The organism is Thermodesulfobacteriota bacterium, assembly GCA_040757775.1.
Taxonomy (GTDB): domain Bacteria; phylum Desulfobacterota; class UBA8473; order UBA8473; family UBA8473; genus UBA8473.
Window position 1 is genome coordinate 70,659 of sequence record JBFLWQ010000007.1, and the last position, 25,363, is coordinate 96,021.

At 40.8% G+C, this 25,363-nt stretch carries 21 protein-coding genes; 19 read left to right on the forward strand and 2 right to left on the reverse strand.

The genetic code is table 11. The annotated features are described in order from the left end of the window. Positions 1-15: 15 nt before the first annotated feature. The 6 genes from atpD to gatA all read left to right on the forward strand — a co-directional run bounded on the left by atpD (position 16) and on the right by gatA (position 6,964). On the forward strand, positions 16-1,428 hold the full coding sequence (atpD, locus tag AB1401_06350; GenBank protein MEW6615072.1) for a F0F1 ATP synthase subunit beta: 1,413 nt from the start codon (positions 16-18) through the stop codon (positions 1,426-1,428). 21 nt (positions 1,429-1,449) lie between these two features. Further along, entirely contained in the window at positions 1,450-1,860 is a 411-nt protein-coding gene (locus AB1401_06355) for a F0F1 ATP synthase subunit epsilon (GenBank protein MEW6615073.1), read from the forward strand. Between the two features lie 100 nt (positions 1,861-1,960). Continuing rightward, on the forward strand, positions 1,961-3,316 hold the full coding sequence (gene glmU, locus AB1401_06360; protein MEW6615074.1) for a bifunctional UDP-N-acetylglucosamine diphosphorylase/glucosamine-1-phosphate N-acetyltransferase GlmU: 1,356 nt from the start codon (positions 1,961-1,963) through the stop codon (positions 3,314-3,316). 15 nt (positions 3,317-3,331) lie between these two features. Beyond that, the gene (gene glmS, locus AB1401_06365) at positions 3,332-5,161 is read left to right on the forward strand and encodes a glutamine--fructose-6-phosphate transaminase (isomerizing) (protein MEW6615075.1); all 1,830 of its coding nucleotides are present in this window, start codon (positions 3,332-3,334) and stop codon (positions 5,159-5,161) included. 22 nt (positions 5,162-5,183) lie between these two features. Further along, a complete protein-coding gene (gatC, locus tag AB1401_06370) occupies positions 5,184-5,471 on the forward strand; it encodes an Asp-tRNA(Asn)/Glu-tRNA(Gln) amidotransferase subunit GatC (protein MEW6615076.1) in 288 nt (95 codons plus the stop codon). Positions 5,472-5,488: 17 nt separating this feature from the next. Next, on the forward strand, positions 5,489-6,964 hold the full coding sequence (gene gatA / locus AB1401_06375) for an Asp-tRNA(Asn)/Glu-tRNA(Gln) amidotransferase subunit GatA (GenBank protein ID MEW6615077.1): 1,476 nt from the start codon (positions 5,489-5,491) through the stop codon (positions 6,962-6,964). A 147-nt stretch (positions 6,965-7,111) separates the two neighbouring features. Here gatA and AB1401_06380 read toward each other — a convergent pair whose 3' ends face one another. Further along, positions 7,112-8,428, reverse strand: coding sequence for a M23 family metallopeptidase (locus AB1401_06380; protein ID MEW6615078.1), 1,317 nt, complete (start codon positions 8,426-8,428; stop codon positions 7,112-7,114). A 23-nt stretch (positions 8,429-8,451) separates the two neighbouring features. Continuing rightward, a complete protein-coding gene (locus tag AB1401_06385) occupies positions 8,452-9,492 on the reverse strand; it encodes a mechanosensitive ion channel family protein (GenBank protein MEW6615079.1) in 1,041 nt (346 codons plus the stop codon). Positions 9,493-9,715: 223 nt separating this feature from the next. On the opposite strand from AB1401_06385, the gene AB1401_06390 reads away from it, so the two are divergent. The 13 genes from AB1401_06390 to AB1401_06450 all read left to right on the forward strand — a co-directional run bounded on the left by AB1401_06390 (position 9,716) and on the right by AB1401_06450 (position 25,290). Next, the gene (locus AB1401_06390; protein MEW6615080.1) at positions 9,716-10,054 is read left to right on the forward strand and encodes a zinc ribbon domain-containing protein; all 339 of its coding nucleotides are present in this window, start codon (positions 9,716-9,718) and stop codon (positions 10,052-10,054) included. 124 nt (positions 10,055-10,178) lie between these two features. Then, positions 10,179-11,762, forward strand: a complete 1,584-nt coding sequence (murJ, locus tag AB1401_06395; protein ID MEW6615081.1) for a murein biosynthesis integral membrane protein MurJ — start codon at positions 10,179-10,181, stop codon at positions 11,760-11,762. Next, the gene (locus AB1401_06400; protein MEW6615082.1) at positions 11,759-12,298 is read left to right on the forward strand and encodes a methylated-DNA--[protein]-cysteine S-methyltransferase; all 540 of its coding nucleotides are present in this window, start codon (positions 11,759-11,761) and stop codon (positions 12,296-12,298) included. The genes murJ and AB1401_06400 overlap by 4 nt, the downstream gene beginning before the upstream one ends. A gap of 39 nt (positions 12,299-12,337) precedes the next feature. Continuing rightward, the gene (xerC, locus tag AB1401_06405; GenBank protein ID MEW6615083.1) at positions 12,338-13,273 is read left to right on the forward strand and encodes a tyrosine recombinase XerC; all 936 of its coding nucleotides are present in this window, start codon (positions 12,338-12,340) and stop codon (positions 13,271-13,273) included. 128 nt (positions 13,274-13,401) lie between these two features. Next, positions 13,402-13,929, forward strand: coding sequence for an ATP-dependent protease subunit HslV (gene hslV / locus AB1401_06410; GenBank protein MEW6615084.1), 528 nt, complete (start codon positions 13,402-13,404; stop codon positions 13,927-13,929). 214 nt (positions 13,930-14,143) lie between these two features. Next, positions 14,144-15,505, forward strand: a complete 1,362-nt coding sequence (gene hslU, locus AB1401_06415; protein MEW6615085.1) for an ATP-dependent protease ATPase subunit HslU — start codon at positions 14,144-14,146, stop codon at positions 15,503-15,505. A gap of 26 nt (positions 15,506-15,531) precedes the next feature. Next, on the forward strand, positions 15,532-16,413 hold the full coding sequence (argB, locus tag AB1401_06420) for an acetylglutamate kinase (protein ID MEW6615086.1): 882 nt from the start codon (positions 15,532-15,534) through the stop codon (positions 16,411-16,413). Positions 16,414-16,431: 18 nt separating this feature from the next. Then, on the forward strand, positions 16,432-17,097 hold the full coding sequence (locus AB1401_06425; protein ID MEW6615087.1) for a nitroreductase family protein: 666 nt from the start codon (positions 16,432-16,434) through the stop codon (positions 17,095-17,097). A gap of 173 nt (positions 17,098-17,270) precedes the next feature. Continuing rightward, complete coding sequence (locus tag AB1401_06430; GenBank protein ID MEW6615088.1) at positions 17,271-20,654, forward strand: helicase-related protein; 3,384 nt, start codon at positions 17,271-17,273, stop codon at positions 20,652-20,654. 270 nt (positions 20,655-20,924) lie between these two features. Continuing rightward, positions 20,925-24,296: a DNA methyltransferase gene (locus tag AB1401_06435; GenBank protein ID MEW6615089.1), complete on the forward strand. Its 3,372-nt coding sequence runs from the start codon at positions 20,925-20,927 to the stop codon at positions 24,294-24,296. A gap of 81 nt (positions 24,297-24,377) precedes the next feature. After that, positions 24,378-24,659, forward strand: coding sequence for a hypothetical protein (locus tag AB1401_06440; protein MEW6615090.1), 282 nt, complete (start codon positions 24,378-24,380; stop codon positions 24,657-24,659). Continuing rightward, positions 24,659-24,868, forward strand: a complete 210-nt coding sequence (locus tag AB1401_06445) for a DUF2283 domain-containing protein (GenBank protein MEW6615091.1) — start codon at positions 24,659-24,661, stop codon at positions 24,866-24,868. The genes AB1401_06440 and AB1401_06445 overlap by 1 nt, the downstream gene beginning before the upstream one ends. 257 nt (positions 24,869-25,125) lie before the next feature. Then, positions 25,126-25,290: a hypothetical protein gene (locus AB1401_06450; GenBank protein MEW6615092.1), complete on the forward strand. Its 165-nt coding sequence runs from the start codon at positions 25,126-25,128 to the stop codon at positions 25,288-25,290. Positions 25,291-25,363: the final 73 nt, after the last annotated feature.

Here is a 25,363-nt window from a genome sequence, read left to right on the forward strand (position 1 = left end):
GAGGAAAAGAGGAAGATGGAAACGAAGGGAAACGTTGTACAGATTATTGGTCCGGTAGTTGATATAAGGTTTAGAGAGGAAAGTCTTCCCCCTATATACGGTGCAATAGAGCTAACAAACCCGGCCATAAGCGATAAACCAGGTAACCTTATTGTAGAGGTAGCACAACACGTGGGAGACAACACAGTAAGGTGTATCGCCATGGATACAACCGATGGTTTGACTAGAGGAATGGAGGCTGTGTATAGGGGTAATCAGATTACTATGCCTGTGGGAAAGGAGACTTTAGGCAGAGTGATAAATGTAATCGGGGAGCCTGTGGATGAAATGGGGCCTATCGGTGAAAAGAAGAGATATCCTATACATCGTCCTGCCCCTTCTCTTCTTGATCAAGACACCTCTGTTGTGCCATTCGAGACAGGGATTAAAGTAATCGACCTGTTAGAGCCATACCCCCGAGGAGGAAAGGTAGGATTATTTGGAGGTGCAGGGGTTGGGAAAACCGTTATAATCATGGAATTAATTCACAACATTGCCAGAGAACATGGTGGTTTCTCTGTATTTGGTGGGGTTGGAGAGCGGACCAGAGAAGGTAACGATCTATGGTTGGAGATGAAGGAATCGAAGGTTATAGACAAGACCGCGCTTATTTATGGCCAAATGACTGAAACCCCTGGAGCCAGGGCAAGGGTGGGCCTTTCTGCACTAACCGCTGCTGAATACTTCAGAGACGAAGAAGGACTGGACGTCCTGCTATTCATAGACAATATCTTTAGATTTACACAGGCAGGTTCGGAGGTTTCTGCCTTACTGGGACGCATGCCATCGGCTGTGGGCTATCAACCTACTCTGGCAACCGATTTAGGAGAGCTGGAAGAGAGGATTACATCAACGAAGAACGGCTCGATTACCTCAGTTCAGGCAGTATATGTTCCTGCAGACGATCTCACCGATCCGGCGCCGGCAACTACCTTTGCTCACCTGGATGCGACATCTGTTTTGTCTCGGCAGATCGCAGAGCTGGGAATATATCCTGCTGTTGATCCCCTTGATTCCACATCTAGAATCCTTGATCCCCAGATACTGGGAGAGGAGCATTATAGGGTAGCCAGGGAGGTTCAATCAATTCTTCAACGGTATAAAAATCTTCAGGATATTATTGCTATCCTTGGAATGGAAGAGCTTTCAGAAGAAGATAAGCTCATAGTGTCGAGGGCCAGGAAGATTCAGAGGTTTCTATCTCAGCCATTCTTTGTAGCTGCAGAATTTACTGGTACAAAAGGGGTGTATGTAAAATTAGAGGATACTATAAAGGGCTTTAAAGAGATAGTAGAAGGAAAGCATGATGATCTTCCGGAGCAGGCATTCTATATGGTAGGTACCATAGAGGACGTACTTCAAAAAGCAGAGCGGTTGATGGCTGCATAACGAATTGAGGGAGAAATATCTGTGGAAGGGAAAATTCTTTTGGATATAGTTACACCAGAAAGGTCTGTAATAACGGAGGAGGTTAATGAAGTAACCGCCCCTGGGGAAGAGGGCGAATTCGGGGTTCTTCCCGGACACACCCCCTTTATTACAACATTGAAAATTGGAGAAATTAGATACCGGAAAAATGGAAACCCAAGCTATCTTGCAGTGAACTGGGGTTTTGCAGAAGTGACAGCCAATAGAGTTTATATCCTGGTTGAGACTGCTGAAAAAGCTGAGCAGATAGATTTAAAAAGGGCTGAAGCAGCCAGAGCCAGAGCAGAAGAGAGAATTAAAAAGGCAGGCAAGGAAGAAATAGACCATGCAAGAGCCCAGGCGGCTTTGAGCAGGGCACTAGCGAGGATCCAGGTTGCTTCAAGGGCGAGATAAGCCTGAGGCTATATCCCTTAAAGGGGGACGGGTTTAAAAACCCTGTCCCTTTTTTATTTTGGTAAGTAGCAAGGGGAATTTTTTTCAGAGAAGGATTGGTGTGAGAGAAATAGTCACAGTAATTCTGGCTGCTGGTAAGGGCACAAGGATGAAGTCCAATCTTGTGAAGGTACTTCATCCATTGATGGGTGAGCCCATGTTGTCCTTCCCTATAGAGGTGGCCAGAAAGATAAATTCTAAGGATATTATACTGGTAACAGGGTATCAGGCAGAGCTTATAAGGGAGCGGTTTAAAGAGGAAGGTCTGACTTTTGTCGAACAGAAAGAGCAACTAGGTACAGGGCATGCTGTTTTGTGTACAAAGGACACCCTGAAGGATTTTAAAGGAGACATATTAATACTATGTGGCGATGTGCCCCTAATTAAGGAAGGTACCGTCAGAGCATTGATAGCCGTTCACCGGAAAGAAAATTCTAAGATTACCGTTTTAACAACGAATCTCCCGAGTCCTGAGGGTTATGGAAGAATAATAAGAGGTAATGACCGCGAGATTTTAAGGATTGTGGAAGAAAAAGATGCTACTGATGTGGAGAAAGAAATGAAGGAAGTCAACACGGGGATATACTGTGCAAAAGCCAGCTATTTATTTCGTGCTCTGCAAATGGTTGGCAGAGAAAATAGGCAGTATGAGTATTATTTGACCGATGTCGTAGCGATAGCCACAGAGGTTGAAGAGAAGGCAAAGGGCTTTTTAGCAGAGGACTCTTTTGAGGTTATGGGGATAAACAATAGAGAAGAACTGGCAAAGGCGAACGAGGTCATTAGAAAAGGTATTCTCTATAAACTAATGATGGAGGGGGTAAGTATTATAGATCCCCGGACGACATTCATAGAAAGGAACGTCAGGATAGGAAGAGACACGGTGATTTATCCCAATTGCTATATACAAGGCAACTCACAAATAGGGAGAGAATGTACAATCGAACCCGGATCCATGATTACCAATTCTATAATTGGTGATAATGTGACCATAAAGACCTGTTGTGTTATCAGTGATAGTAAGATAGCCAATAGAGTTGTAATTGGCCCTTTTGCCCATTTGAGACCCGATACAGAGTTAGAGGACAGAGTTAAGATAGGAAATTTTGTGGAGGTTAAGAAGTCAAGGATTGGAGAAGGGAGCAAGGCAGCTCACCTCAGCTATTTAGGAGATGCCATACTGGGTAAGGGGGTAAATGTTGGGGCAGGGACCATTACATGTAACTACGATGGATTCAAAAAACATCAGACAATCATAGAAGACAATGTATTTATAGGGAGTGATACCCAATTTATAGCACCCGTTAAGATTGGTGAAGGGGCATACATCGGAGCAGGGTCAACTATCACAGAGGATGTCCCCTCGGGCAACTTGGCATTAGGCCGGGCAAAACAGGTGACCAAGAAGAGGAAGTAAAATAGAGACATAATTATGTGCGGCATAATTGGCTACATAGGAAAGAGGAAGAGCACACCTATCCTGTTAGAGGGACTTAAGAGACTTGAGTACAGGGGATACGACTCGGCAGGAATCGCTGTTTTTGATAATGGTGGCATTGAAGTGCGCCGTTGTAAGGGAAAAATAAAAAATCTGGAGGATTCTATAAGAAACGAGGTTTTTTGTGGAAGCGTTGGCATAGGGCATACACGGTGGGCAACCCATGGTAGACCATCTGAGGAAAATGCCCACCCCCATAAAGCCGGCGGGGTGGCAGTTGTACATAATGGAATAATAGAGAACTATGTTGAGTTGAAAGAGATATTGATCTCCGAAGGATGTAAGTTTCAATCCGAGACAGATACTGAGATTATATCCCATCTCATAGACAGGTTTATTGCTTCAGGGCAAGACATTGAGTCTGCCGTTAGAAAGGCTATGAAAAAGCTGAAGGGGTCATATGCCATAGCGGTTCTCTATGAGAAAGAACCAAGAAAGCTTATTGCTGCTAAAAAGGAAAGCCCACTAGTGATAGGGTTAGGAGAGGATGAATTCTTTGTGGCGTCTGACATCCCTGCAATTCTGAACCACACAAGAAGGGTAATCTTCTTAGATGACAATGAGATGGCAGTTCTATCGGACAATGGGGCAAGGATAATTTCTCTTGAAGGCAAGGAGATTAACAGGGAGCCCAAAAAGATTCTCTGGGACCCTGTTATGGCGGAAAAAGAAGGCTATAAGCACTTTATGCTAAAGGAGATATTTGAACAGCCCCGGTCTATAACCGATACTATAAGAGGGAGGATTTTCAAGGGCAGAGGTGAGGTTTCCCTGGAAGAGATGAATATCTCTCCTGGAGAATTGGGCAAGATAAACCGCATACTCCTGATTGCCTGCGGTACATCTTTCCATGCTGCCCTGGTAGGGGAATTTATGATTGAGGAATTTTGTCGGATTCCTGTTGAAGTAGACCTAGGGTCGGAGTTTCGCTATCGAGATCCAATAATAGATGAGGCAACACTCTCGATCTTTATTTCCCAATCCGGGGAGACAGCAGACACTCTGGCGGCATTAAGAGAGACTAAGAGAAAAGGGGGAAGAACCCTCTCAATCTGTAATGTGTTGGATAGCAGCATCGTTCGTGAATCCCACGGGGTAATATATACCCATGCCGGGCCAGAGATAGGCGTAGCATCTACCAAAGCATTTACTACTCAACTGGCGGCACTTTATCTTCTGACTCTTTATCTGGCCAAAATCAAGAAGAGTACCACTGCGAGAAGAACAAAGAATATTCTGGGAGAGCTAGCCAAGATCCCCCATAATATTGAAGATATTCTGGAACGGGAAGGGGAGATCAAGGAGATAGCCAAGAAGTATTTCCGTTGCCAAAATTTTCTATACTTAGGAAGGGGGATAAATTATCCTCTTGCTTTAGAAGGGGCATTGAAGCTAAAGGAGATTTCGTATATCCATGCAGAAGGTTACCCGGCAGGTGAAATGAAGCACGGCCCCATCGCACTAATCGACAATGATATGCCCGTGGTGGTCCTGGTATCAAACGATATATCTTATGAAAAGATTGTAGGCAACATTGAAGAGGTAAAGGCGAGGCGGGGGAAAATAATAGCAATAGCAAGCATATCCCGCAGGGAGATTGCAAAGAAGGTCGACGATGTGTTTTTTATTCCTCAAACAATACCATCCTTAAGCCCCATTTTGTTTGCTATCCCCCTCCAGCTTTTGGCATATCATATTGCAGTGCTGAGGGGAACAGACGTTGATCAGCCCAGAAACCTGGCAAAAAGCGTGACAGTGGAGTAAGGTTTTAAGATAGGACAAGGGTATGAAGATAACCAAGGAAGAGGTTGATAAGGTAGCAAGATTGGCACGTCTGGGATTCACAGAGGAGGAAAAGGAAAAGTTTGCCAGCCAACTTAACACTATACTCGTTTATTTTGACAAGTTAAGAGAATTGGATACAAGAGGAGTTGAAGCTACCTCCCATGCCAGCACCATAAGCAATGTATTCAGGGATGATAAGGTTGAATCGTCCATCTCGAAAGAAGAGTCCCTGATGAATGCCCCTGATGGTAAGAGAGGCTGCTTCAGGGTTCCCAGGATTATAGAGTGAATGAGGACTGAGCAGATATGGAATTGTATAGGTTGACTATACACGAATTACAAGAGATGTTGGGAAAAGGGGAAGTTACTTCAAAGGAGATAACAGAGTCTGTATTCAGAAGAATAGAGGATGTTGAAGGAAAAACAAGGGCATTTATCACGATAATGAAGGAGCAGGGATTGAGGCAAGCAGAAATTGCCGACATGAGAATCAAAGAAGGTAAGCCGAGCAGACTGACGGGTATTCCTCTGGCGATAAAGGACAACATGTGTATAAAAGGGATAAAGACTACCTGTGGTTCAAAGATACTGGAGAATTACATACCTCCATATAATGGGAGTGTAATTGAGAGATTAAAGGAACACCTGCCGGTTTTTATTGGCAAGACCAATATGGATGAGTTTGCTATGGGGTCGTCTACGGAAACATCGTACTTTGGTGCAACCCGCAATCCCTGGGATCTGGAAAGAATACCGGGGGGGTCCAGCGGCGGTTCTGCAAGCGCGGTTGCTGCAGATGAGAGTATTGCAGCCCTGGGGTCTGATACCGGAGGGTCCATCAGGCAGCCAGCAGCATGCTGTGGCATAGTTGGTCTAAAGCCAACTTACGGGCGGGTGTCCCGTTTTGGACTGGTGGCATTTGCCTCTTCCCTGGACCAGATTGGTCCTATGACAAAGGACGTCAGAGATTGTAGTATCCTGTTGTCCGTTATAAGTGGTCATGATAAATTGGATTCCACCTCTATAAACGTTGAGGTGTCTGATTATGAAAAGAGCCTTGGGAGAGATATAAAGGGGGTAAAGATAGGCATTCCCAAGGAGTATTTTATAGAAAGGATTGCCCCTGATGTAGACAAGTCTTTATGGAGTGCGGTAAAAGAGATGGAGAAGCTGGGGGCAACTTACAAAGAGGTCTCCCTGCCCCATAGTGAGCACGCAGTAGCGGTCTATTATCTGATTGCACCGGCAGAGGCGAGTTCTAATCTTGCCCGTTATGACGGTGTAAAATACGGATATAGAGTTCAGGGGGCTAAAGGATTAATGGAGATGTATACACAGACCAGATCTCAGGGATTTGGTCAAGAGGTTAAACGGAGAATCATGCTCGGCACCTATGCACTTTCTGCAGGGTATTACGATGCCTATTATAAAAAAGCGTCGCAGGTTAGAACCCTTATAAAGAGGGACTTTGATGAAGCATTTAAAGAGTGCGATGTGCTGCTCACTCCTACCGCGCCGACTCCTGCCTTCAAGATTGGAGAAAAGACAGATGATCCCTTGCAGATGTACCTTTCCGATATATTTACAATCCCGGCAAATCTAGCTGGCATTCCTGGCATATCCATCCCCTGTGGTTTTAGCAGAGAGGGATTGCCTATAGGATTACAGCTTTTGGGAAGACATTTTGATGAAGAAAGACTTCTGCAGGTGGCATATGCCTTCGAACAGCATACCGATTATCATTTAAAAAAGCCGGTTATTGGGTCTGTGAACAAAAGATAAAAACCTGAGTCAAAATCAGTCGAATAGAGAATACACTTCCAATAGAGACAAAGAAGAACAGGATGCCAGATAGAAGACAGGTAGGGGTATGCTTTTTTGAAGGAGGGTCTGACAAAGCAACAGAGTGTGTAATTACCAGAGATTCATTTAATTGGATGAAGCAGGCTGAAGTTTAGCAGTTATATTGTCTTTAATCCAATGAGAATCCCACCATTCTTTGGGATTAACAAAAGTACCTTGGACCAGCATACTAAAGTGGAGATGGTCTCCTCCGGCGAGTCCAGTAGTACCTGTATTACCAATAACATCCCCTTTCTGCACTTCTACCCCGGGTTTTACCTTGAAACTACTGAGATGGGAATACAGACTAAAGATGCCCTGGCCGTGGTCTATAATTACGGTATTCCCATAAATCCCTAAATAATCAGCAAATACTATTATCCCATTATTAGCTGCCTTCACCGGGAATTGTTCCAATGCAGCGATGTCTACCCCAAGATGCACCTGTTTATCAATTTCTCTACCCTGATAGTAGTAAGTCCTATTCTCGGCAAATTGTGCTTTAGGCGAACCTTCGGTCCTCAAAAATGGCCCCCCGTCCCATAATCTCTTAGGATTTGATTTGCTGCAGACAGCCTTTATTTTTCTGTCGCATTCTTTACGCAACCAGCCATTTACCTTCAAATATATATCAAGGTTCTCCCCCCGAAGGTTATCATATCTGGCACTGAATTCTGGCATCTTTTGATTTAGAAAACTATCTGAGATATCCATTTTGGCTTCTATAAATTTTTTACTGATAATCAAGTGGGGGAAGGATATTTTAGTTGTGTTCCCGGCGCTATCCTGAGCCATAAGCATAATTGGGAGTGGATTAACGGCATCCCAGGGGAGGGCAAAGTAAGCTACATGCGCCCCGTCAGGGGTAACGGGATAGCCGCCAAAGAAAAGGTCTCCTACCAGGATGCCACTCTTTAGGGCATCTTTGGAAACACTGTAGAGCACTAAACAACTGCCTCCCACGTTTATATTATGATTCAAGCTAGTAAGACCTATTTGTGGTGGAAGGGTATCAACGACAACCTCCTTTTCCAATCGGGACTCATTTTTAAACAGGAAACTATTACGGGCTGAAATTATTAGAGTTGCCTTTCCATCTTTTAATCCCAATACAAGAGGTTTTATAGAGAGTTTTATATCCTGTTTATGTTCTCCCTTCGTGGGAAAGTCAAGGTTTGAAATTTTTTTCTCGCTATCCCCCTGTTTTATTGATACCTGAACATACACTATTTTGCTCTTCTGGTCCTCTACCGAAAACCCAAGTTCCTGGTTTTGGCCAAGGAACCCTATATCTTTCCCGAAGATTATTTTTGGTGGAGTAAGGTCTCCTTTAATTACAACCCATATCCCTATCAACACAAATACCAAAATTAATGCTGTAAGAAAAAAGAATCTTTTAGACATTTACCCTATATCCTCCTGCCGCCTTACGGTTTTGTCTCTTTCATATGAACCGTTCTAATTGGAAATGGAATTTCAATACCCTCTTTCTTATATCGTTTGTGTAATTTCTTCACTAATTCATGTGTCAGGATGTATTGGTCAATAAATTCCCTGCCACGCATTATTACAGTAAAGTTTATGCTGAAGTCGGCAAAGGTATGGTAACGAATAAAAGGCTCAAAAGACAGCTCATTCCCCACAATGTCTTCCATTACCTCTTTTGCCACTTCGATTGTTACTTTTTCCACGTGTTCAAGATCACTATCGTAGCTTACCCCAACCTGAACACGCACTGAAAGTTCTCTCTCTGGAAGATTGTAATTTGTGGTAATAGCGGATGCCAGTTTAGAATTTGGAACAATTATGATGTTGTTGGGAAGGGCCTTTAAGGTTGTATTTCGCCAGTTAATGTCTACTACATAACCTTCGTTTCCTGTATCAAGCTTTATGTAATCCCCTGCCTTTACCTGTCTTGAGGCGATAATATAAAATCCGGAGAACAGATTGGAGAGAGTATCCTGAAGCGCCAAAGCAATGGCAATCCCCCCGACTCCCAGGGCAGTAATTATGGGGGTAATGGAGATGCCGAGGGTCTGTAGAATAATTAAGCCCCCCACAATAAAAATCAGTATCCTTGCCACGTTCGTAAAGATCGATGTCGATATTAATGCCCCCTCTGTTTTATTGGTGTATATCTTTACTACACCGACCGCTATTTTTGCCAATACCCATGTTATAGAGAAAATAACAACAATCAGCAGGACTTTCTGAAACATATTTGAAAGTTTTGCGGACAGCGGGATGCTGGGGAGGGCTGAATATATCCCGGCAATAAGGAACCAAAGCAATATCATACCCTTAAGAGGTTCTATTACAACATTATATCCTTCCCACTTTGTTTTATGGGCTAGTTTGATAATCCTTGAAAAGATTATTTTTTGTAAGATTACCCCTGCAAGCACCCAACCCAAAATAATGCTTATGGGGATAATAAACGATGAAATCTTTGAAAACTCAAAGGACATATAAAACCCCGACCTAGCGCACCTTCGGTGCGAACCTGTAAGGGTTCGATAAATCGAACCCGCAAAGACGGGCATCATAAATGCCGTCCTTACAAGGAGGCTACCAAATATTTAAGAGATGTCAAGAAAAAAGTCCGCCATTAGGCGGATTAAATTTCTTGACAATAAACCTAAATTACTGTAGTTTTACCGTTTATACAACCAAGTTCAGGGGAGGATGTGTATGCCGATATACGAGTACCAGTGTAATCAATGTCAGAGGGTGATGAGTTTTTTGATATTGAAGATTTCAGAGGCATCTACACTGAAATGCAAGGGTTGTGGAAGCAAGGAATTGAACCGACTGTTGTCCCGAGTTGCGTACCACAAATCAGAAAGTGACAGGATGGCAGAGTTCAGCACTAGCAAGCCCCGGGGAGAGGAATTCTATAAGGATTCCCGCAATGTTGGTCTATGGGCAAAGAAGAGGGCCCAAGAATTGGGGGCAGATCTTGGGCCAGAGTTTGATGAAGTGGTAGACAGGGCCCGGACAGGTAAGATACTGGAAGACTACGACCTATAAGGTTAATGAAGAAGCCTTTTTTATTACCGGCAGGTGAAGGTTGGGGAATGTTGATCTCAAAAGCGCCCTTAGCCTTTAGGATGCCGGTTTTTTTGTATAGGAGAGGTATAAAAAATAATAGTGTATGTCTGAAAATAAAGGTATCGCAAAAGCAGCGGGAGTGGTCGGAGCATCTACCTTCTTGAGCAGGATTTTAGGCTTCATCAGGGATATGGTGGTTGCCAGATATTTTGGCGCAGGGTTATCTGCCGATGCCTTTTTTGTGGCTTTTCGAATACCTAACCTGCTCAGGAGGCTGCTTGCCGAAGGAGCATTAACTGTCTCTTTTGTTCCTGTTTTTACCGAATACTTAACCAAAAAGTCCAAAAGGGATGCCCTTGAACTGGCAAATATATCCTTTACTGTTCTTTCAATGATCCTCGTAGTTATATCAATAATGGGCGTAATCCTTTCTCCTCTGATCATAAGAATTATAGCCCCAGGGTTTATTCACACCCCTGAAAAGTTGGAACTAACCATTTTTCTTAATCGCATAATGTTCCCTTACATATTTTTTATCGGTCTTACTGCCCTCTGTATGGGGGTACTAAATTCCCTAAGGCATTTTGCCGCCCCTGCCCTATCCCCGGTTTTACTCAATATCTCTATGATAATTACAGTCCTGTGCTTTTCCCGGTATTTTGATCCGCCGGTATTCAGCCTGGCTGTTGGGGTCATTATTGGAGGGGGCCTACAGCTTATCTTCCAGGTTCCATTTTTAAGAGGCAAGGGGGTGAGGTTAAGGATAAACTTCAACTTTTCTCACCCTGCCGTAAAAAGGATTGGCATTCTCATGCTCCCTGCTGTCTTTGGGGTAGCGGTATATCAGTTTAATATCTTTGTTAGTACCCTTATTGCCTCCTTCCTCCCCGAAGGCAGCATATCATATCTTTATTATGCTGACAGGCTCATTGAATTTCCACTTGGGATATTTGCCGTAGCTGTGGGAACAGCCGTTTTGCCTGCCATGTCCCGGCACGCAGCCATGAAAAACTACGATGAGCTAAAGGGTTCCCTTTCCTTTGCTTTAAGGTTAGTGCTGTTTTTGACTATTCCCGCAATGGTTGGACTGATAGTCCTCAGGGTCCCCATCATTAGCATCCTTTTCCAGAGGGGAGAATTCGACTACCAGACTACTCTTTTGACTGCAAACGCCCTTCTCTATTATTCCCTTGGTCTGTGGGCAATTGCCGGGGGAAGAATTGTTGTCCCAACATTCTATTCTCTCCAGGATACGAGGACGCCTGTAAAGATCGCAATACTCACCCTTTTTGCTGACATCATCCTCAGCATTATTTTAGCCTTTCCTTTAGGGTTGAAACACGGAGGGATAGCCCTTGCCATGTCTATTTCTTCTACCATAAATATAGCGCTGTTGCTGATGGTCCTCAGGAAAAGACTGGGTAGTATAGGGGCAAGGAAAATACTTTTATCGGTATTAAAGGTTTCTGTCTCTTCAACAGCAATGGGGATTGTGGTCTATCTCTTTTGTTTCAGGATACCGTGGGATATGGTTTTGGGTATTAAAGAAAAAATCTTCACCCTAAGTGGTAGCATAATAATAGGGGCTGCCGTCTTTTTCTTATGTTCATATCTTCTTAAGTGTCAGGAATCCTATGCTTTTATTAAGATAATAAAAGAGAGAATAAGGAGGGACAGAAAGATATGAGTAAAACGGTTTATTCTGCATTCGATACAAATTTTGGCTGGTGCGGTATTGTTGGAAAAGAAGGAAGGCTTTTAGAGATACTCCCCTTCTTACCTACAGAAGAAAGCGTCTATTCGCGTATGATTTCAAAATACACAGGTATCGCTCTTTGTTCAGATTGTCTTAAGGAGACTAAAGAGGCTATCGAGAGGTACCTTGCAGGGGAGATGGTGGATTTTGAATTTTCTTTGGATCTTTCTAGTTATACTGAATTCCAGAGAGAGGTTTGGGAGATAACAAAATCCATTCCTTATGGAGAGGTACGAACCTATGGGTGGGTAGGTAAAGAGTTGGGTAATTCCATGTCTTCTAGGGCAGTGGGGGCCGCACTTGCCAAAAATCCATTGCCGATAGTTGTGCCATGTCATCGGGTTATAAGATGCAATGGTGATTTAGGTGGATATTCAGCGGATGGTGGCATAGAGATTAAGGCTAAATTATTAAAGATGGAAGGACATAAATTTGACTCTAAGGGAAGACTATATATTTCTTATTGATTGCTTGACCAAAGGGCTTAGATTAGTTATATTATACGAATGGAAAGTTTAATCAAAAATTTCTCACTGTATCTGCAAATAGAGAAGAACGTATCAGAGAATACCTGCCGGAATTACATGAGCGATCTGAGGCAGTTTTTAAACTTCTTAAAAACCCAAAGGCTCTGTATGGGTAAGGGCAATAAGAAGATAGGTGTAACAAAGATAGACCATATTGTTATAAGAGCCTATTTAATGGAGTTGTATGGCAAAAATAAAAAGACTTCCATTGCAAGAAAACTCGCCTCCCTTCGGACATTCTTCAAATTCTTGATTAAGGAAGAAATACTCTCAATGAATCCAGCTGCTATGGTTACCACCCCTAAACAGGAAAAACATATCCCTGCTTTTTTGTCTGTTGATGAGATGTTCAGACTGGTTGAAAAACCTGTTAAATCATCCATCTTAGAATGTAGAGACAGGGCAATATTGGAGGTTTTGTACTCATGTGGTATTAGAGTAAGCGAGTTGGTGGGGCTGAATATTGATGATCTGGACTTTAGTTTGGGTATTATTAAGGTAAGAGGGAAAGGGAGAAAAGAGAGGATTGTTCCCATCGGGGGAAAGGCAATAGAAGCCCTGAAGAATTACCTTGAACATGTAAGTGAGCTGGAAGGAAAGCTCCCTGAAAGGTACTCTCAGGGAGAATTGGTAAGCCCTGTTTTCCTGAATTTCAGGGGTGAAAGGTTAAGCTCCAGAAGTGTTGCCAGGATAGTTAAAAAGTACGTCTTTCAATGCGGTATAATGAGAGATATCAGTCCGCACTCTATACGCCATAGCTTTGCCACTCATCTTTTAGATGCAGGAGCTGATTTGCGGGCAATTCAGGAGCTTTTAGGGCATAAGAGCCTGGGAACGACCCAAAAATATACCCATATAAGTATTGACAAATTAATGGAGGTCTATGACAAGGCACACCCCAGAAGTAAACTTTAGGAGAGGCGATGTGCCTCTTCCACAGGTTTTGGACATTTGGGAATTTCAACAGCGCGTTCAACAGCGGGCTTAAGCCCGCTGTTATGGTGCGCTGTTGGCAATACCGTGAACAATAGAAGGATGTAGTTATGTTTAAAGGGACTACCATTTTGTGTGTCAGGCATAAAGGGAAGATTGCCCTTGGTGGTGATGGGCAGGTAACCCTTAACGATACCATTATGAAACATGGTGCAAGGAAGGTTAGGCGTTTATACAACGATAATGTCCTTGCCGGCTTTGCCGGAACAACTGCGGATGCCTTTACCCTGTTTGAGAAGTTTGAGGGTAAACTGGAACAGTATCATGGCAATCTGACCAGGGCAGCTGTGGAGCTGGCGAAAGATTGGCGGACAGACAAGATACTCCGCAGATTGGAAGCTCTACTGATTGTGGCTGACAAGGAGCATACCCTGATTATATCGGGTAACGGGGATGTTATTGAGCCCGATGAAGGGGCAATTGCTATAGGTTCAGGGGGAGCATATGCCTTAGCTTCTGCAAAGGCTCTCATAAAGCATTCTGATCTGGATGTAAAGAGTATAGTCGAAGAGTCCATGAGAATTGCAGCAGGCATCTGTGTTTACACCAATGACAGGATATTTATAGAAGAATTGTAACCGGAAGACAACTTATATTGAACGTCTTTAAATAAGTAGACATTCAACCGAAATGTCATTCCGAGCGAAGCGAGGAATCTCATAAAGATTGCCACGTCGTTCGCCTGTGGCGAACTCCTCGCAATGACTACCTTCTGATGTTATTTACTATGGTAGAATGGTTCCAAAATGACATGTTAGACGAAAGATTAATTAGTTGCTTTGAGGAGGATTGATGTCAATTTTCAAGCCTAGAGAGATTGTTGCAGAACTGGATAAATATATAATAGGACAGAAAAATGCAAAGAGGGCGGTAGCTATTGCATTAAGAAACAGATGGAGGAGACAACAGGTCCCGGAGGATCTTAAAGATGAAATTGCCCCCAAAAATATTATTATGATTGGACCTACAGGGGTCGGTAAAACAGAGATAGCCAGAAGGCTTGCTAAGCTTGCCCAGTCACCCTTCCTGAAGATCGAGGCGTCCAAATTTACAGAAGTCGGATATGTTGGGAGAGATGTAGAGTCTATGATTCGCGACCTTACAGAACTGGCAGTTAATATGGTAAAAGGTGAAGAAGCAGAAAAGGTTCGCAGCAAGGCCAGGGAGATTGCGGAGGAGAGGGTTTTAGACCTATTACTGCCTTACCAAACGGGAATGAGAGGCGTTGGTGAGAAATTAACAAACGGGACAGATATTGAAGCTAAAAGTAATCAAATAGGCACCAGGGAAAAGCTAAGGGAGTTACTGCGAAAAGGGAAGCTGGATGAAAGAATTGTAGATCTAGAAGTAACTCACAGGAATATTCCTGTCATAGAGGTCTTCTCTGCATACGGCATGGAAGAGATGGATATAAACCTTAAGGATGTATTCAGCAACCTCTTTCCTGAAAAGACAAAGAAGAGAAAGCTTAAAGTCCCCGATGCGGTAAGCATCCTCTTCCAGGAAGAAGAGCAAAAGTTAATAGATATGGACAATGTCAGTAAGCTTGCTAAAAAGAGGGTGGAGCAATCAGGTATAATCTTCATAGATGAGATTGATAAAATTGCCGGAAGAGAATCAGGCCATGGCCCTGACGTATCCAGAGAAGGGGTTCAGAGAGATATTTTGCCCATTGTTGAGGGAACAACAGTAACGACCAAGTATGGAATGGTAAAAACTGATCACATACTGTTCATTGCTGCGGGGGCGTTCCATATTTCAAAACCTTCCGATCTTATTCCGGAGCTTCAGGGAAGATTCCCGATAAGGGTGGAATTGGATTCTCTTGGCAAAGAGGAGTTTATCAGGATTCTGACAGAGCCTCAAAATGCCCTGATAAAACAGTACACTGCCTTACTGAAGACCGAAGATATAAACATGATTTTTAAAGATGATGCCATTGGTGAGATTGCCGAAATCGCCAGCTTAGTTAACGAGAGAACAGAGAATATTGGTGCCAGAAGACTGTACACGATTATGGAAAAACTATTGGATGATATCTCCTTCGACGCCCCAGATTTAAATGATAAAGACATTGTTATAGATACTGACTATGTTAAAGGAAAATTGTTAGATTTTGTTAAAGATGAAGACCTGAGCAGATATATCCTTTAAGGTTTTCAGTCTGAAGAGAACTGGTTATGGAAAAATTGATAGACAAGGCAGAGGTGTTAATAGAGGCACTCCCGTATATCCGAAGGTTTTATAATAAGACAATAGTTATAAAGTACGGTGGTCATGCAATGGTTGATAACGACCTGAAAGTTAATTTTGCCCTCGACGTCATCCTGATGAAGTATGTTGGTTTTAACCCGGTCATCGTTCACGGGGGAGGCCCACAGATCGGCAAGGTTCTTGAAAAGATGGGCAAACCCTCAACATTTATCGATGGTATGAGGGTTACCGATCTGGAGACAATGGATGTAGTAGAGATGGTGTTGGTAGGAAAGATAAACAAGGAGATAGTAGGACTGATTAATCATCACGGTGGTCAGGCAGTGGGGCTAAGCGGAAAGGATGGTCAGCTGATTAAAGCCAAAAAGCTTGATATAATAAAGCAAAAGGACGGTACAGATGCCCCTGAGATTATAGATATAGGGATGGTCGGGGAGGTGGAATCCATTAACCCCAATGTTATTGAAGCTCTGGACAGGAACAAATTTATCCCCGTTATTGCACCTGTAGGTATAGGCAGCCAGGGAGAAACCTACAATATTAATGCTGACCTTGTAGCAGGGAAAATAGCCTCTGCTTTAAGGGCAGAAAAACTGGTATTGCTTACCGATGTAGAAGGCCTGCTGGATGAAAACAAAAGGTTAATTTCAACTATAGATTCAAAGAAGGTCAGAAAATATATCAAGGACAGTATAATCTCAGAAGGTATGATACCAAAGGTAACCTGCTGTCTGGATGCTCTGACAGAAGGGGTTGTAAAAACCCATATTATAGATGGCAGGGTAAAACATGCACTTCTTCTTGAGGTGTTTACCGACGTAGGTGTAGGGACAGAGATAGTTATGTAGAAAGTGGGGAGGATAAAGATGGAACTTAAAGACGCCATAAGGAAAAGGCAGAGCATTAGAGCATTTAAACCCAATCCCGTCCCAAGAGATATCCTGGTCAAGATAATGGAAGATGCCATTTTGGCCCCATCTTGGGGAAACACTCAGCCATGGGAGTTTACGATAGTTGGGGGTGATACGGCAAAGAGGCTTGCTGAAGAATTATCTAATAACCACGTGAATAAGGTTCCTTACAACCCGGATATTGGGATGCCTGAACAGTGGCCAGATTCTAATATGAATAGATACAGAGAGGTAGGTAAAGGGCTTTTTGAGGCCCTGTCGATAGAGAGAGAAGACAAGATAAAAAGGGATCAACACTACGTAAATATGTTCAGGTTCTTTGGTGCCCCAAACGTGATCTACATATATATCGATAAAGAACTGGGAACCTATTCGGTCCTTGACGTTGGGATAATTACCCAGAACATCTCGTTACTTGCAACTGATTATAGCCTTGGGACCTGTATCGAGGCCGCCGCAGCGAGATATCCTGACATAGTTAGGAAACACCTGAATATCCCCAATTCTAAAAAGATTGTTCTTGGGATAGCCATTGGTTACCCCGACTGGGACTCTCCGTATAACAAGTTCAGAAGCAGCAAAGAAAATCTGGATGCCCTTGTGAAATGGGTTGATGTGTAATGCCAATTCAGACACTGGACTCCAGACGCTAGAGACCAAACTGATCTTCCCTCCTTTTAGTGGTTACATCGAAGAGCTTAAAGATGTTTGCATGCCTATACAACACCATCACCCCCTATCAACGACACCTCAGGGTTTTATACGATTCGAAAAAAGACTCTTGAAGGATATGCATGAAAAACTTTATTACAAACAACAGCGAAACTAATCTAAGAAAACGCTTGATAGAATTGATTAAGAAAAGCGATGAATTAAAATTTTTGGTAGGGTTTTTCTATTTTTCCGGAATAAGAGAGTTATATGAGGGTTTAAAAGAAAAACCAGATATAACCATCAAGGTTTTAGTAGGGTTAAATGTCGATAAAACAAATTTCGGGCTTCTCGAATTTGCTGACCAGGATAAGCAGTTATCAGATGAAGAAAGAAGTTATAAATTTTTACAATCAGTTAAAAAATCGATTAATTCAGAAGATTTTGATACACAGGAATTTTATCAGCAGGTGAGATTTTTTATTAAACTCATAAGCGATGGCAAACTAATCATTCGGAAGACATATAACCCGAATCACGCGAAAATTTATTTGTTTAAATTAGAAGAAGGCCAAGTCAAAAGGAACTTATTTATTACCGGAAGCAGTAATTTGACAAAAGCCGGAATCACAACCCAGGAGGAGTTTAATGTTGAGATAAGCGACTTTGGCTTTGATGATGCAGAAGAATATTTTGATAGATTATGGGATGAGGCAGTAAAGATAACCGAAGATGATGTCACTAAAAGGAAATTAATAGAGACAGTTGAAAAAGAGACCCTTGTTAAAGATATTACGCCCTTTGAGGCTTTTGTTTTAGTCCTTAAAACCTATCTTGACTCATTTGAACAAAAAGAGGTTGGGCAGTCGCTGATTAAAATATTAGAAGAAAACGGCTACACTACTTATCAATATCAGATTGACGCAGTAAAACAGGCGCTTGCAATTATAGAGAAAAACAACGGGGTTATCATTGCTGATGTTGTTGGTTTGGGCAAGACAATCATTGCCTGTGCCGTAGCAAGAGAATTAAAAAAACGTGGTGTTGTCATTTGTCCGCCAGGCATTGTAGGTGATAAGAACAAGAACTCCGGATGGATGAAATACACCGAAGAATTTCGGCTATATGATTGGGAAGTCAGGTCGCTCGGTGATTTAGAGAATATAGCCGATTTTGTGTATAAGGCAAGAGACATTGAAGTAGTGATTATAGACGAGGCGCATCGTTTCAGAAATCAGGACATAAAGAACTATGAATATTTAAAAAACATCTGCCGCAATAAAATTGTTATTTTGCTCACCGCTACACCATTTAATAACAGGCCCGGCGATATCCTGTCTTTACTAAAGCTCTTTATTACCCCAAAGAAATCGTCAATAACTTTAGAAAATAATCTTGTTGATAGATTCAGGGTTTTCAAAGGAACCTTTGATAGACTTGCTTACATAAGAAAGTATCATAGCTCTCCAAACGAATACAAAAGGAGAAAAGCAGAAGATTACTATAAGGGTCTTTTTGAAGAAGCATCTATAAATCTGTATAAAGTAAAACAGAGAGCACATTATCTTGCCAGACAAATCAGAGATGTGATAGAGCCTGTTACTATCCGGCGCAACCGCCTTGACCTGCAAAACAATCCTTTTTACAAAGATGAAGTCAAAAACCTCTCTAAGGTTAAAGACCCAAATGAATGGTTTTTTGAATTAACCAAAAAGCAGTCAGAATTTTACGACCAGATTGTCAGCCATTATTTTGGCGACCCTGATGAAGGCGGGCAATTCAATGGCGCAATCTATCGGCCATTTGAATACGAAGTTGAGCGTGAAAAAGTTATTGGTGAGAAACTAACTGAGAGAGAAAATTTTCAGTTTATCCAACAGCGCAACCTGTATGACTTTATGCGGAGGTTGATAGTCAAACGTTTTGAGAGTTCTTTCGGGTCCTTTGAACAGAGTATTAAGAACTTTAAAGAAATTACTGAGATTGCCCTTCAGTTTATCAATAAAACCCAGAAGTATATCCTTGACCGCTCTCTTTTATACAAAATTTATGATTTGGATCTAGACCAGATTGAAGAATACCTGAAAGATTATTCTGAAAAGATAAGAAATGGAGATTACCCTAAAAACCATAAGATTTATGATTTGAATAAATTGAAATACAAAGACGATTTCCTTGCCCACATAAACGCAGATTTGACTCTTTTTGATAATATTTTGAAAGAACTATCAGCCTTAAATTTGGTTAAAAACGACCCAAAGGCTGAATGCCTGTTGAAAAATATCAAGGATGTATTAAAACAAAAGCCCAAAAAGGGTGAGCCTAAGAGAAAAATTATAATCTTTTCTGAATATCTTGATACAGTCAGATATCTTGAGCCAATTTTGAAAAAACAGTTCTGCGAAAGATTGCTGGTAATAGGCGGAGACCTGTCGTCATCAAAGATAATGAATATAAATAAGAATTTTGATGCCTCATATGGCAGACGGGAAGATGAATATGATATCCTCCTTGCCTCTGACAGAATCTCCGAGGGCTTTAACTTAAACCGTGCCGGCATGGTGATTAATTATGACATCCCATGGAACCCTGTCAGGGTAATCCAGCGCGTGGGCCGCATAAACCGTATCAGCAAAAAGGTCTTTGACGAGCTTTATATAGTGAATTTCTTTCCTACGGAAAAAGGTGCAGAGCTTGTAAAATCACGGGAGATTGCCAGCAATAAGATGTTTTTAATTCATAACACCCTCGGTGAAGACGCAAAGATATTTGATATTGACGAAGAGCCGACCCCTTCAGGATTGTATGAGAGAATACAACAAAACCCGGACAATTTGGAACAGGAAGGCTTTTATACCAAAATGCTGACAAAATATCTGGAAATCAAAAGAGGAAATCCAGCACTTATTAAAGATTTAAAGAATTATCCGTCTCGTATAAAGGTTGCCAAAAAATATGGTGAAAATGAGCTTTTAGTCTTTCTTAAAAAAGGAAAACTATATATTCATAGCGTTAAATATAATGCTGAGAAAGACAACTGCCTGTCTGCAGTGCCTACGGCACAGGCGGGGATATATCAGCCAACCTTTGAGGAAGTCTTTGATAAAATCGTTTGTGATAAAGATGAAGAAAAACTTCCTTTAAGCAATGTGTTCTGGGATTGCTATGAAAAGGTAAAGAAATTCAGGGAACATCGTACCGTGCCTGTGAGTGAGCAAAGTCTGGAACAGAAGGCGTTGAATAATCTCAACACATTCATAAAAAATCCATGGGAAGAATTGTTGCCGTACATGGATTTTTTAAGAACCCTGCGCGAGGACATAATTGATTACGGCACACTCTCTGACTACACCCTGCGTCGCATCGCCAATCTTCTAAATTCAAATGATAACAATCGTAAAAAAGCAATTATCGAAATATCAGCCCTGAAAGATGAGATTGGAGAAGACTATCTCCAAAAAGAGAAGGACAAGCAGAAAGATTTATCTAAAGAAATAATTATTGCAATAGAAAATCAGAAAATATAAATCTGCTAGAATGCTTTGGTATCTGTGGCAGAAAAAATTAAATTTCAAAATCTACAACAAACCCCCTATCATTGCAGACTATTGACATAATTGCCGAAATGGAGCAATATCCAATTTAGTTAAACTAAAATGGAGGTTATTCCAGAATGAAAATATTCGATAGAATCCTTAATATCAAACTCCCACCCAAACAATCTGCTTTCTTATGGGGCGCAAGAAAGACAGGGAAGAATGCCTGATTAAGGTTTATCCTTATCATTGAGGAGTTACATGCCAGAATTGTATAACAATGCAAGAAAAATATTATATGACATAATTGAAGATTTTAGCCCCGATAAATTTATTCGCTTTTTCCGTGAGAAAAGCCGTGCCTTCACTCCAAGAGAAGAAGAGTTGTTCCAATATGACGATGATAATTTCAGGAACGGTGTAAATCTTGGTGAAATTCAGTTTGCACAGGATGAGAAGATGCTTGTCTGTGCATTCGAGGCAAGCCAGCCACTTTCAGAACGAAGCGGCAAGAAGGCGCAGTATGAGAAGGGAAAGAAAATCCTTAAAGAAAGTCAGTCAGAAGCGGGCATTTTTATCTTCTATGACCCCCGGGGTAATTTCCGTTTTTCTCTGATTTATGCCAATTATCTTGGAACCCGCAGAGACTGGAGCGCCTTTCGACGGTTTACTTATTTTGTAAACCCGGAATTTACCAACAAAACCTTTCTACAAAGAATTGGAGGTGAAGATAACGATGATAGTTTTTCGTCTTTAGAAAAAATCAAAGACGTGTTTTCTGTAGAGAAAGTTACTAATAAGTTCTTTGACGATTTTAGAGTAATTTTTGAGCGGACCAAACATGAATTTGAGAAACAAAATAAAAATACAGTTTGCCTTTGGCTAAAGGACAGATATACAGATGAAGAATATAAAGAACAGATAAATAGATTTGTTTATACTTTTCTGGGTAGGATTGTTTTTGTGTATTTCTTACAGCGTAAAGGTTGGATAGAAAATCAAGTTAATTATATTAGAAAAACGCTTGAGAATAATAGCAATACAAGTCTTTACTTAAGTTTTTTCCAGCCTTTATTTTTTGATGTCTTTGCCAAGAAAGAAAGCGAACGGCCAGCAGAAATAAAAAAACAGTATAAAGATACCCCTTATCTTAATGGCGGTCTTTTTGAAAGAAGTGAACTAGAAAACAATTTACAAGAAAAAGGCATTTTTATTTTTTTTGATGATAAGTTTATCCGAGATATTATTCTAAATTTCTTTGAAAATTATAACTTTACCATAGATGAAAATTCACCGGATGACCAAGAAGTTTCAATTGATCCAGAAATGTTGGGCAAGGTTTTTGAGAATACCCTAGCTGAAGAAGAACGAGGCAAAAAAGGGACTTTTTACACGCCAAGAGAAGTTGTTCACTTTATGGTAAAGGATTCTTTGTGGCAGTTTTTGCAAAATGAAACAAAAATTAACAAAGAAAAACTCCATCAGTTAATTTACGATAAAGAAGAAATAGAACCTCTTACCCTAAAAAAAGAAGAAATTAGATTGCTTGATGACAAATTGGAGCATATTAAAGTTCTGGATCCCGCAGTCGGCTCCGCGGCTTTCCCGGTAGAGATGATGCAGGTTTTGGTTAATTTACGGAAACGGCTTAATGTAAATGTCGGCAAAAATATAAATGAAGTGTCGCTCAAAAAACATTTTATAAAAGAAAATCTTTATGGCGTGGATATTGACCCTGGCGCTATTGAAATTGCCAAGCTTCGTTTGTGGCTGGCATTGATAGTAGATTATGAAAAATCCGAAGCCGAACCGCTCCCTAATTTGGATTTTCAATTCCGCGTTGGCAACTCGTTACAAGAAAAAATTGATGATATTGATATTTTCCAAGAAGAAATGGTTGGCCAATATGGTTTATTTAAGAGCGAGTCAGAATATGAAAAAATGAAGGATAGAATGATTGCTATAAAAGATAAATTTTACCTTTCAGATAATGAAAATGAAAAAAAGAGATTAAAAAAACAGTTTGATAATTTGGAACATGAATTAATTCAAGCAGTTTTAAAAAATTATGGCAATCAGTTTAAATCTCAAATTGATAATGTTGATACTTTAGTAAAGGGGCAAAGGAAAGTAAAAGTTCAAAAGGAAATTGAGAAAACATTAAAAATAATCGCGAAATTGGAACAAAAAATTAAAGACGGCACTTATAAATTATTCAAACCTGATTTTCATTTTTCCGAAGTATTTGATCGTAAAGATAACAATAATAATAAAATCGGCGGTTTTGATATTGTTATCGGTAATCCGCCCTATGGTGTTAAAGTAGAAAATGATATTAAAGAATGGCACGGTCTTGGAAGCAAAGACAGTTATGGTATTTTTATTTCAACGGCACTAAAAAGATTTCTCAAGCCGGGTGGGATTTTATCTTTTATCGTTTCTGATACTTGGTTAACGATTAAAACCCATAAACCATTGCGGGAGCAGGTATTGGGAAAGCAATTACATAAAATAATTCGTGTACACCAGGATTGTTTTGAGGCGACTGTCAATGCCTGCATAATGAGCGTGACGAACAGATCAGATAACGACAGCAAATTGATAACAGCTGATTTTACAAATATTTCAACCCGAAAAGAAATAGAAGAATTACGGGAAAAACTTTATCATTTAGATGATTTTATCGGTCAATCCACGTCCAAGCTAGCCGTATATGAATATAATCAAGGATTGATTAAAACCAATTCTAATCTGCCGATTTTTGTCGGCAGCCCAAAATTGTTTCAGTTTATGTCTTACCCTCATGGAGTATCTTCTCTATATCCCAATTTTGCGGATGTAAAAAAGGGTATAGATACAGGGGAAAACGATTATTTTTTGTATCAGAATCCTGTGGCCAGAGGTAACTACAGACCGGTTCCGCAGGAAAGAATCCTTAATGAATATGAGATATCTCTACTTACAATTGATGAACGACTTCACGGAATAGATCCCCAAAAACATAAAGGGAAATACATTATTCCATATGACAAAGGGGGAGAATCTGACACTGATGAGGGTTGGTTGCCGAATTATTTTGTTCCAACAGATTATTTTATAGACTGGTCGCGAGTATCTGTCAAAGAATTAAGAAGCAGAACACAGCGAGATTCAGGAAAAAATAAGGCATCTATCAGAAATGAAGACTCTTGGTTTAAAAAAGGAATTACCTTTTCTTTGACTGGACAATATGCTCCTACTGTTAGATTAAACTCTACTGCGTTATTTGATAACAATGGGTCAACCATCTTTCCAAATGAAGAATTGAAAACACATTTATTATTGGGGTTGCTTGCATCAAAGTTAATGAAATATTTTTTTAAGAATTTTATTGATCATACCGTGCACGCACAAGTTAATGATTTTAAAGGTTTGCCAATAGTAATTAGTTTTAATCCTGCGGTTGATAAACTTGTTCGCCAAATTTTTGTAAAACAAAAACAAAATCCCCGCTATGATTATATGAGCAACGAGCAGAAAGAAATTGATAAATTGGTTTATGAAATGTACGGCTTGAACGCCGAAGATATTCGCGAAGTGGAAACTTGGTATGCCCGCCGATATCCAAAATTGGCGAGATTTTGCGAAGTGTAAAAAACAGATTGACCAGATGGTCTATAACCTCTATGAGCTGACAGAAGATGAGATAAAGATTGTGGAGGGGAAGGGGTAACAATGCAAATTAAATATTCAAAGCACATTGAGGCAAGGATTGTCATGAGAAAGATTGAATACAGCCTGCCAAAAGAAATCTTCAAAAATGCAGAAGAGCGATTCATAGATGCAGAAACAGGGCATACAATAGCTGTTAAGAAGGCAGTATTATATGGAAAAGAAAGAGATATAATGGTAGCATATAGATATGAAGATATAGATGTTAAGCTATTAACTATACATCCCTTAAAAGAAGGACAAAAAGAAAACCGAGTTAAATCAGGAAGATGGAGGAAAATCTAATGGACGATTTCAAGGTTTTTTATGATGAAGAAGAGGATATCCTTTACCTTGCAAAAGAAGGTGAGGAAGCCGAAGTTGTAGAAGTATCTCCGGGTGTGAATATGGAACTTGACAGTAACGGTAATCTTATGGGTATTGAACTCTTCAAAGCCTCTCATATGTTTAAAAATGTTCTTAAACCAATGGAGAAGAAACTTCAATTTGCATAACTGCTGCCCCCAAATCCTCACTGCCCAAAAGAAAGACCCCAATACCTACACATCGGCACTGGAAAGGCAGATTGACTAGATGGTCTATAACCTCTATGGGCTGACAGAAGATGAGATAAAGATTGTGGAGGGGAAAAGATGAAATATAACCCTGATATTCTGACATTCACCACCACCGTTCTATACGATTAAAAGGATATGATTATTCAAAGGCAGGGGCATATTTTGTAACGATATGCACACAAAACAGGGAATGTTTGTTAGGCGATGCAGTAGATGGTGAAATGAGATTGAACGAAATGGGTAAAAGAATAATGGCATGTTGGCAGGGAATACCTGAACATTTTAGAGATGTTGAAATTGAGGAATTTATTGTAATGCCAAATCATGTTCATGGGATTATTGTTATAAATCATATGTAGGGGCGCAATTTATTGCGCCCGATAGAACAGATACGTCATTACAGGGGAATCAGGACGTGATGAATCAGGGAGA

Excerpts from the sequence above, each read along its gene's own strand:
- atpD (MEW6615072.1), top strand. The coding sequence starts at position 16 with ATGGAAACGAAGGGAAACGTTGTACAGATTATTGGTCCGGTAGTTGAT.
- hslU (MEW6615085.1), top strand. The coding sequence starts at position 14,144 with ATGTCAATTTTCAAGCCTAGAGAGATTGTTGCAGAACTGGATAAATAT.
- AB1401_06425 (MEW6615087.1), top strand. The coding sequence starts at position 16,432 with ATGGAACTTAAAGACGCCATAAGGAAAAGGCAGAGCATTAGAGCATTT.
- argB (MEW6615086.1), top strand. The coding sequence starts at position 15,532 with ATGGAAAAATTGATAGACAAGGCAGAGGTGTTAATAGAGGCACTCCCG.
- glmS (MEW6615075.1), top strand. The coding sequence starts at position 3,332 with ATGTGCGGCATAATTGGCTACATAGGAAAGAGGAAGAGCACACCTATC.
- hslV (MEW6615084.1), top strand. The coding sequence starts at position 13,402 with ATGTTTAAAGGGACTACCATTTTGTGTGTCAGGCATAAAGGGAAGATT.
- AB1401_06385 (MEW6615079.1), bottom strand. The coding sequence starts at position 9,492 with ATGTCCTTTGAGTTTTCAAAGATTTCATCGTTTATTATCCCCATAAGC.
- AB1401_06445 (MEW6615091.1), top strand. The coding sequence starts at position 24,659 with ATGGACGATTTCAAGGTTTTTTATGATGAAGAAGAGGATATCCTTTAC.
- AB1401_06435 (MEW6615089.1), top strand. The coding sequence starts at position 20,925 with ATGCCAGAATTGTATAACAATGCAAGAAAAATATTATATGACATAATT.
- murJ (MEW6615081.1), top strand. The coding sequence starts at position 10,179 with ATGTCTGAAAATAAAGGTATCGCAAAAGCAGCGGGAGTGGTCGGAGCA.
- xerC (MEW6615083.1), top strand. The coding sequence starts at position 12,338 with ATGGAAAGTTTAATCAAAAATTTCTCACTGTATCTGCAAATAGAGAAG.
- gatA (MEW6615077.1), top strand. The coding sequence starts at position 5,489 with ATGGAATTGTATAGGTTGACTATACACGAATTACAAGAGATGTTGGGA.
- AB1401_06430 (MEW6615088.1), top strand. The coding sequence starts at position 17,271 with ATGAAAAACTTTATTACAAACAACAGCGAAACTAATCTAAGAAAACGC.
- AB1401_06390 (MEW6615080.1), top strand. The coding sequence starts at position 9,716 with ATGCCGATATACGAGTACCAGTGTAATCAATGTCAGAGGGTGATGAGT.
- AB1401_06400 (MEW6615082.1), top strand. The coding sequence starts at position 11,759 with ATGAGTAAAACGGTTTATTCTGCATTCGATACAAATTTTGGCTGGTGC.
- AB1401_06380 (MEW6615078.1), bottom strand. The coding sequence starts at position 8,428 with ATGTCTAAAAGATTCTTTTTTCTTACAGCATTAATTTTGGTATTTGTG.
- AB1401_06440 (MEW6615090.1), top strand. The coding sequence starts at position 24,378 with ATGCAAATTAAATATTCAAAGCACATTGAGGCAAGGATTGTCATGAGA.
- gatC (MEW6615076.1), top strand. The coding sequence starts at position 5,184 with ATGAAGATAACCAAGGAAGAGGTTGATAAGGTAGCAAGATTGGCACGT.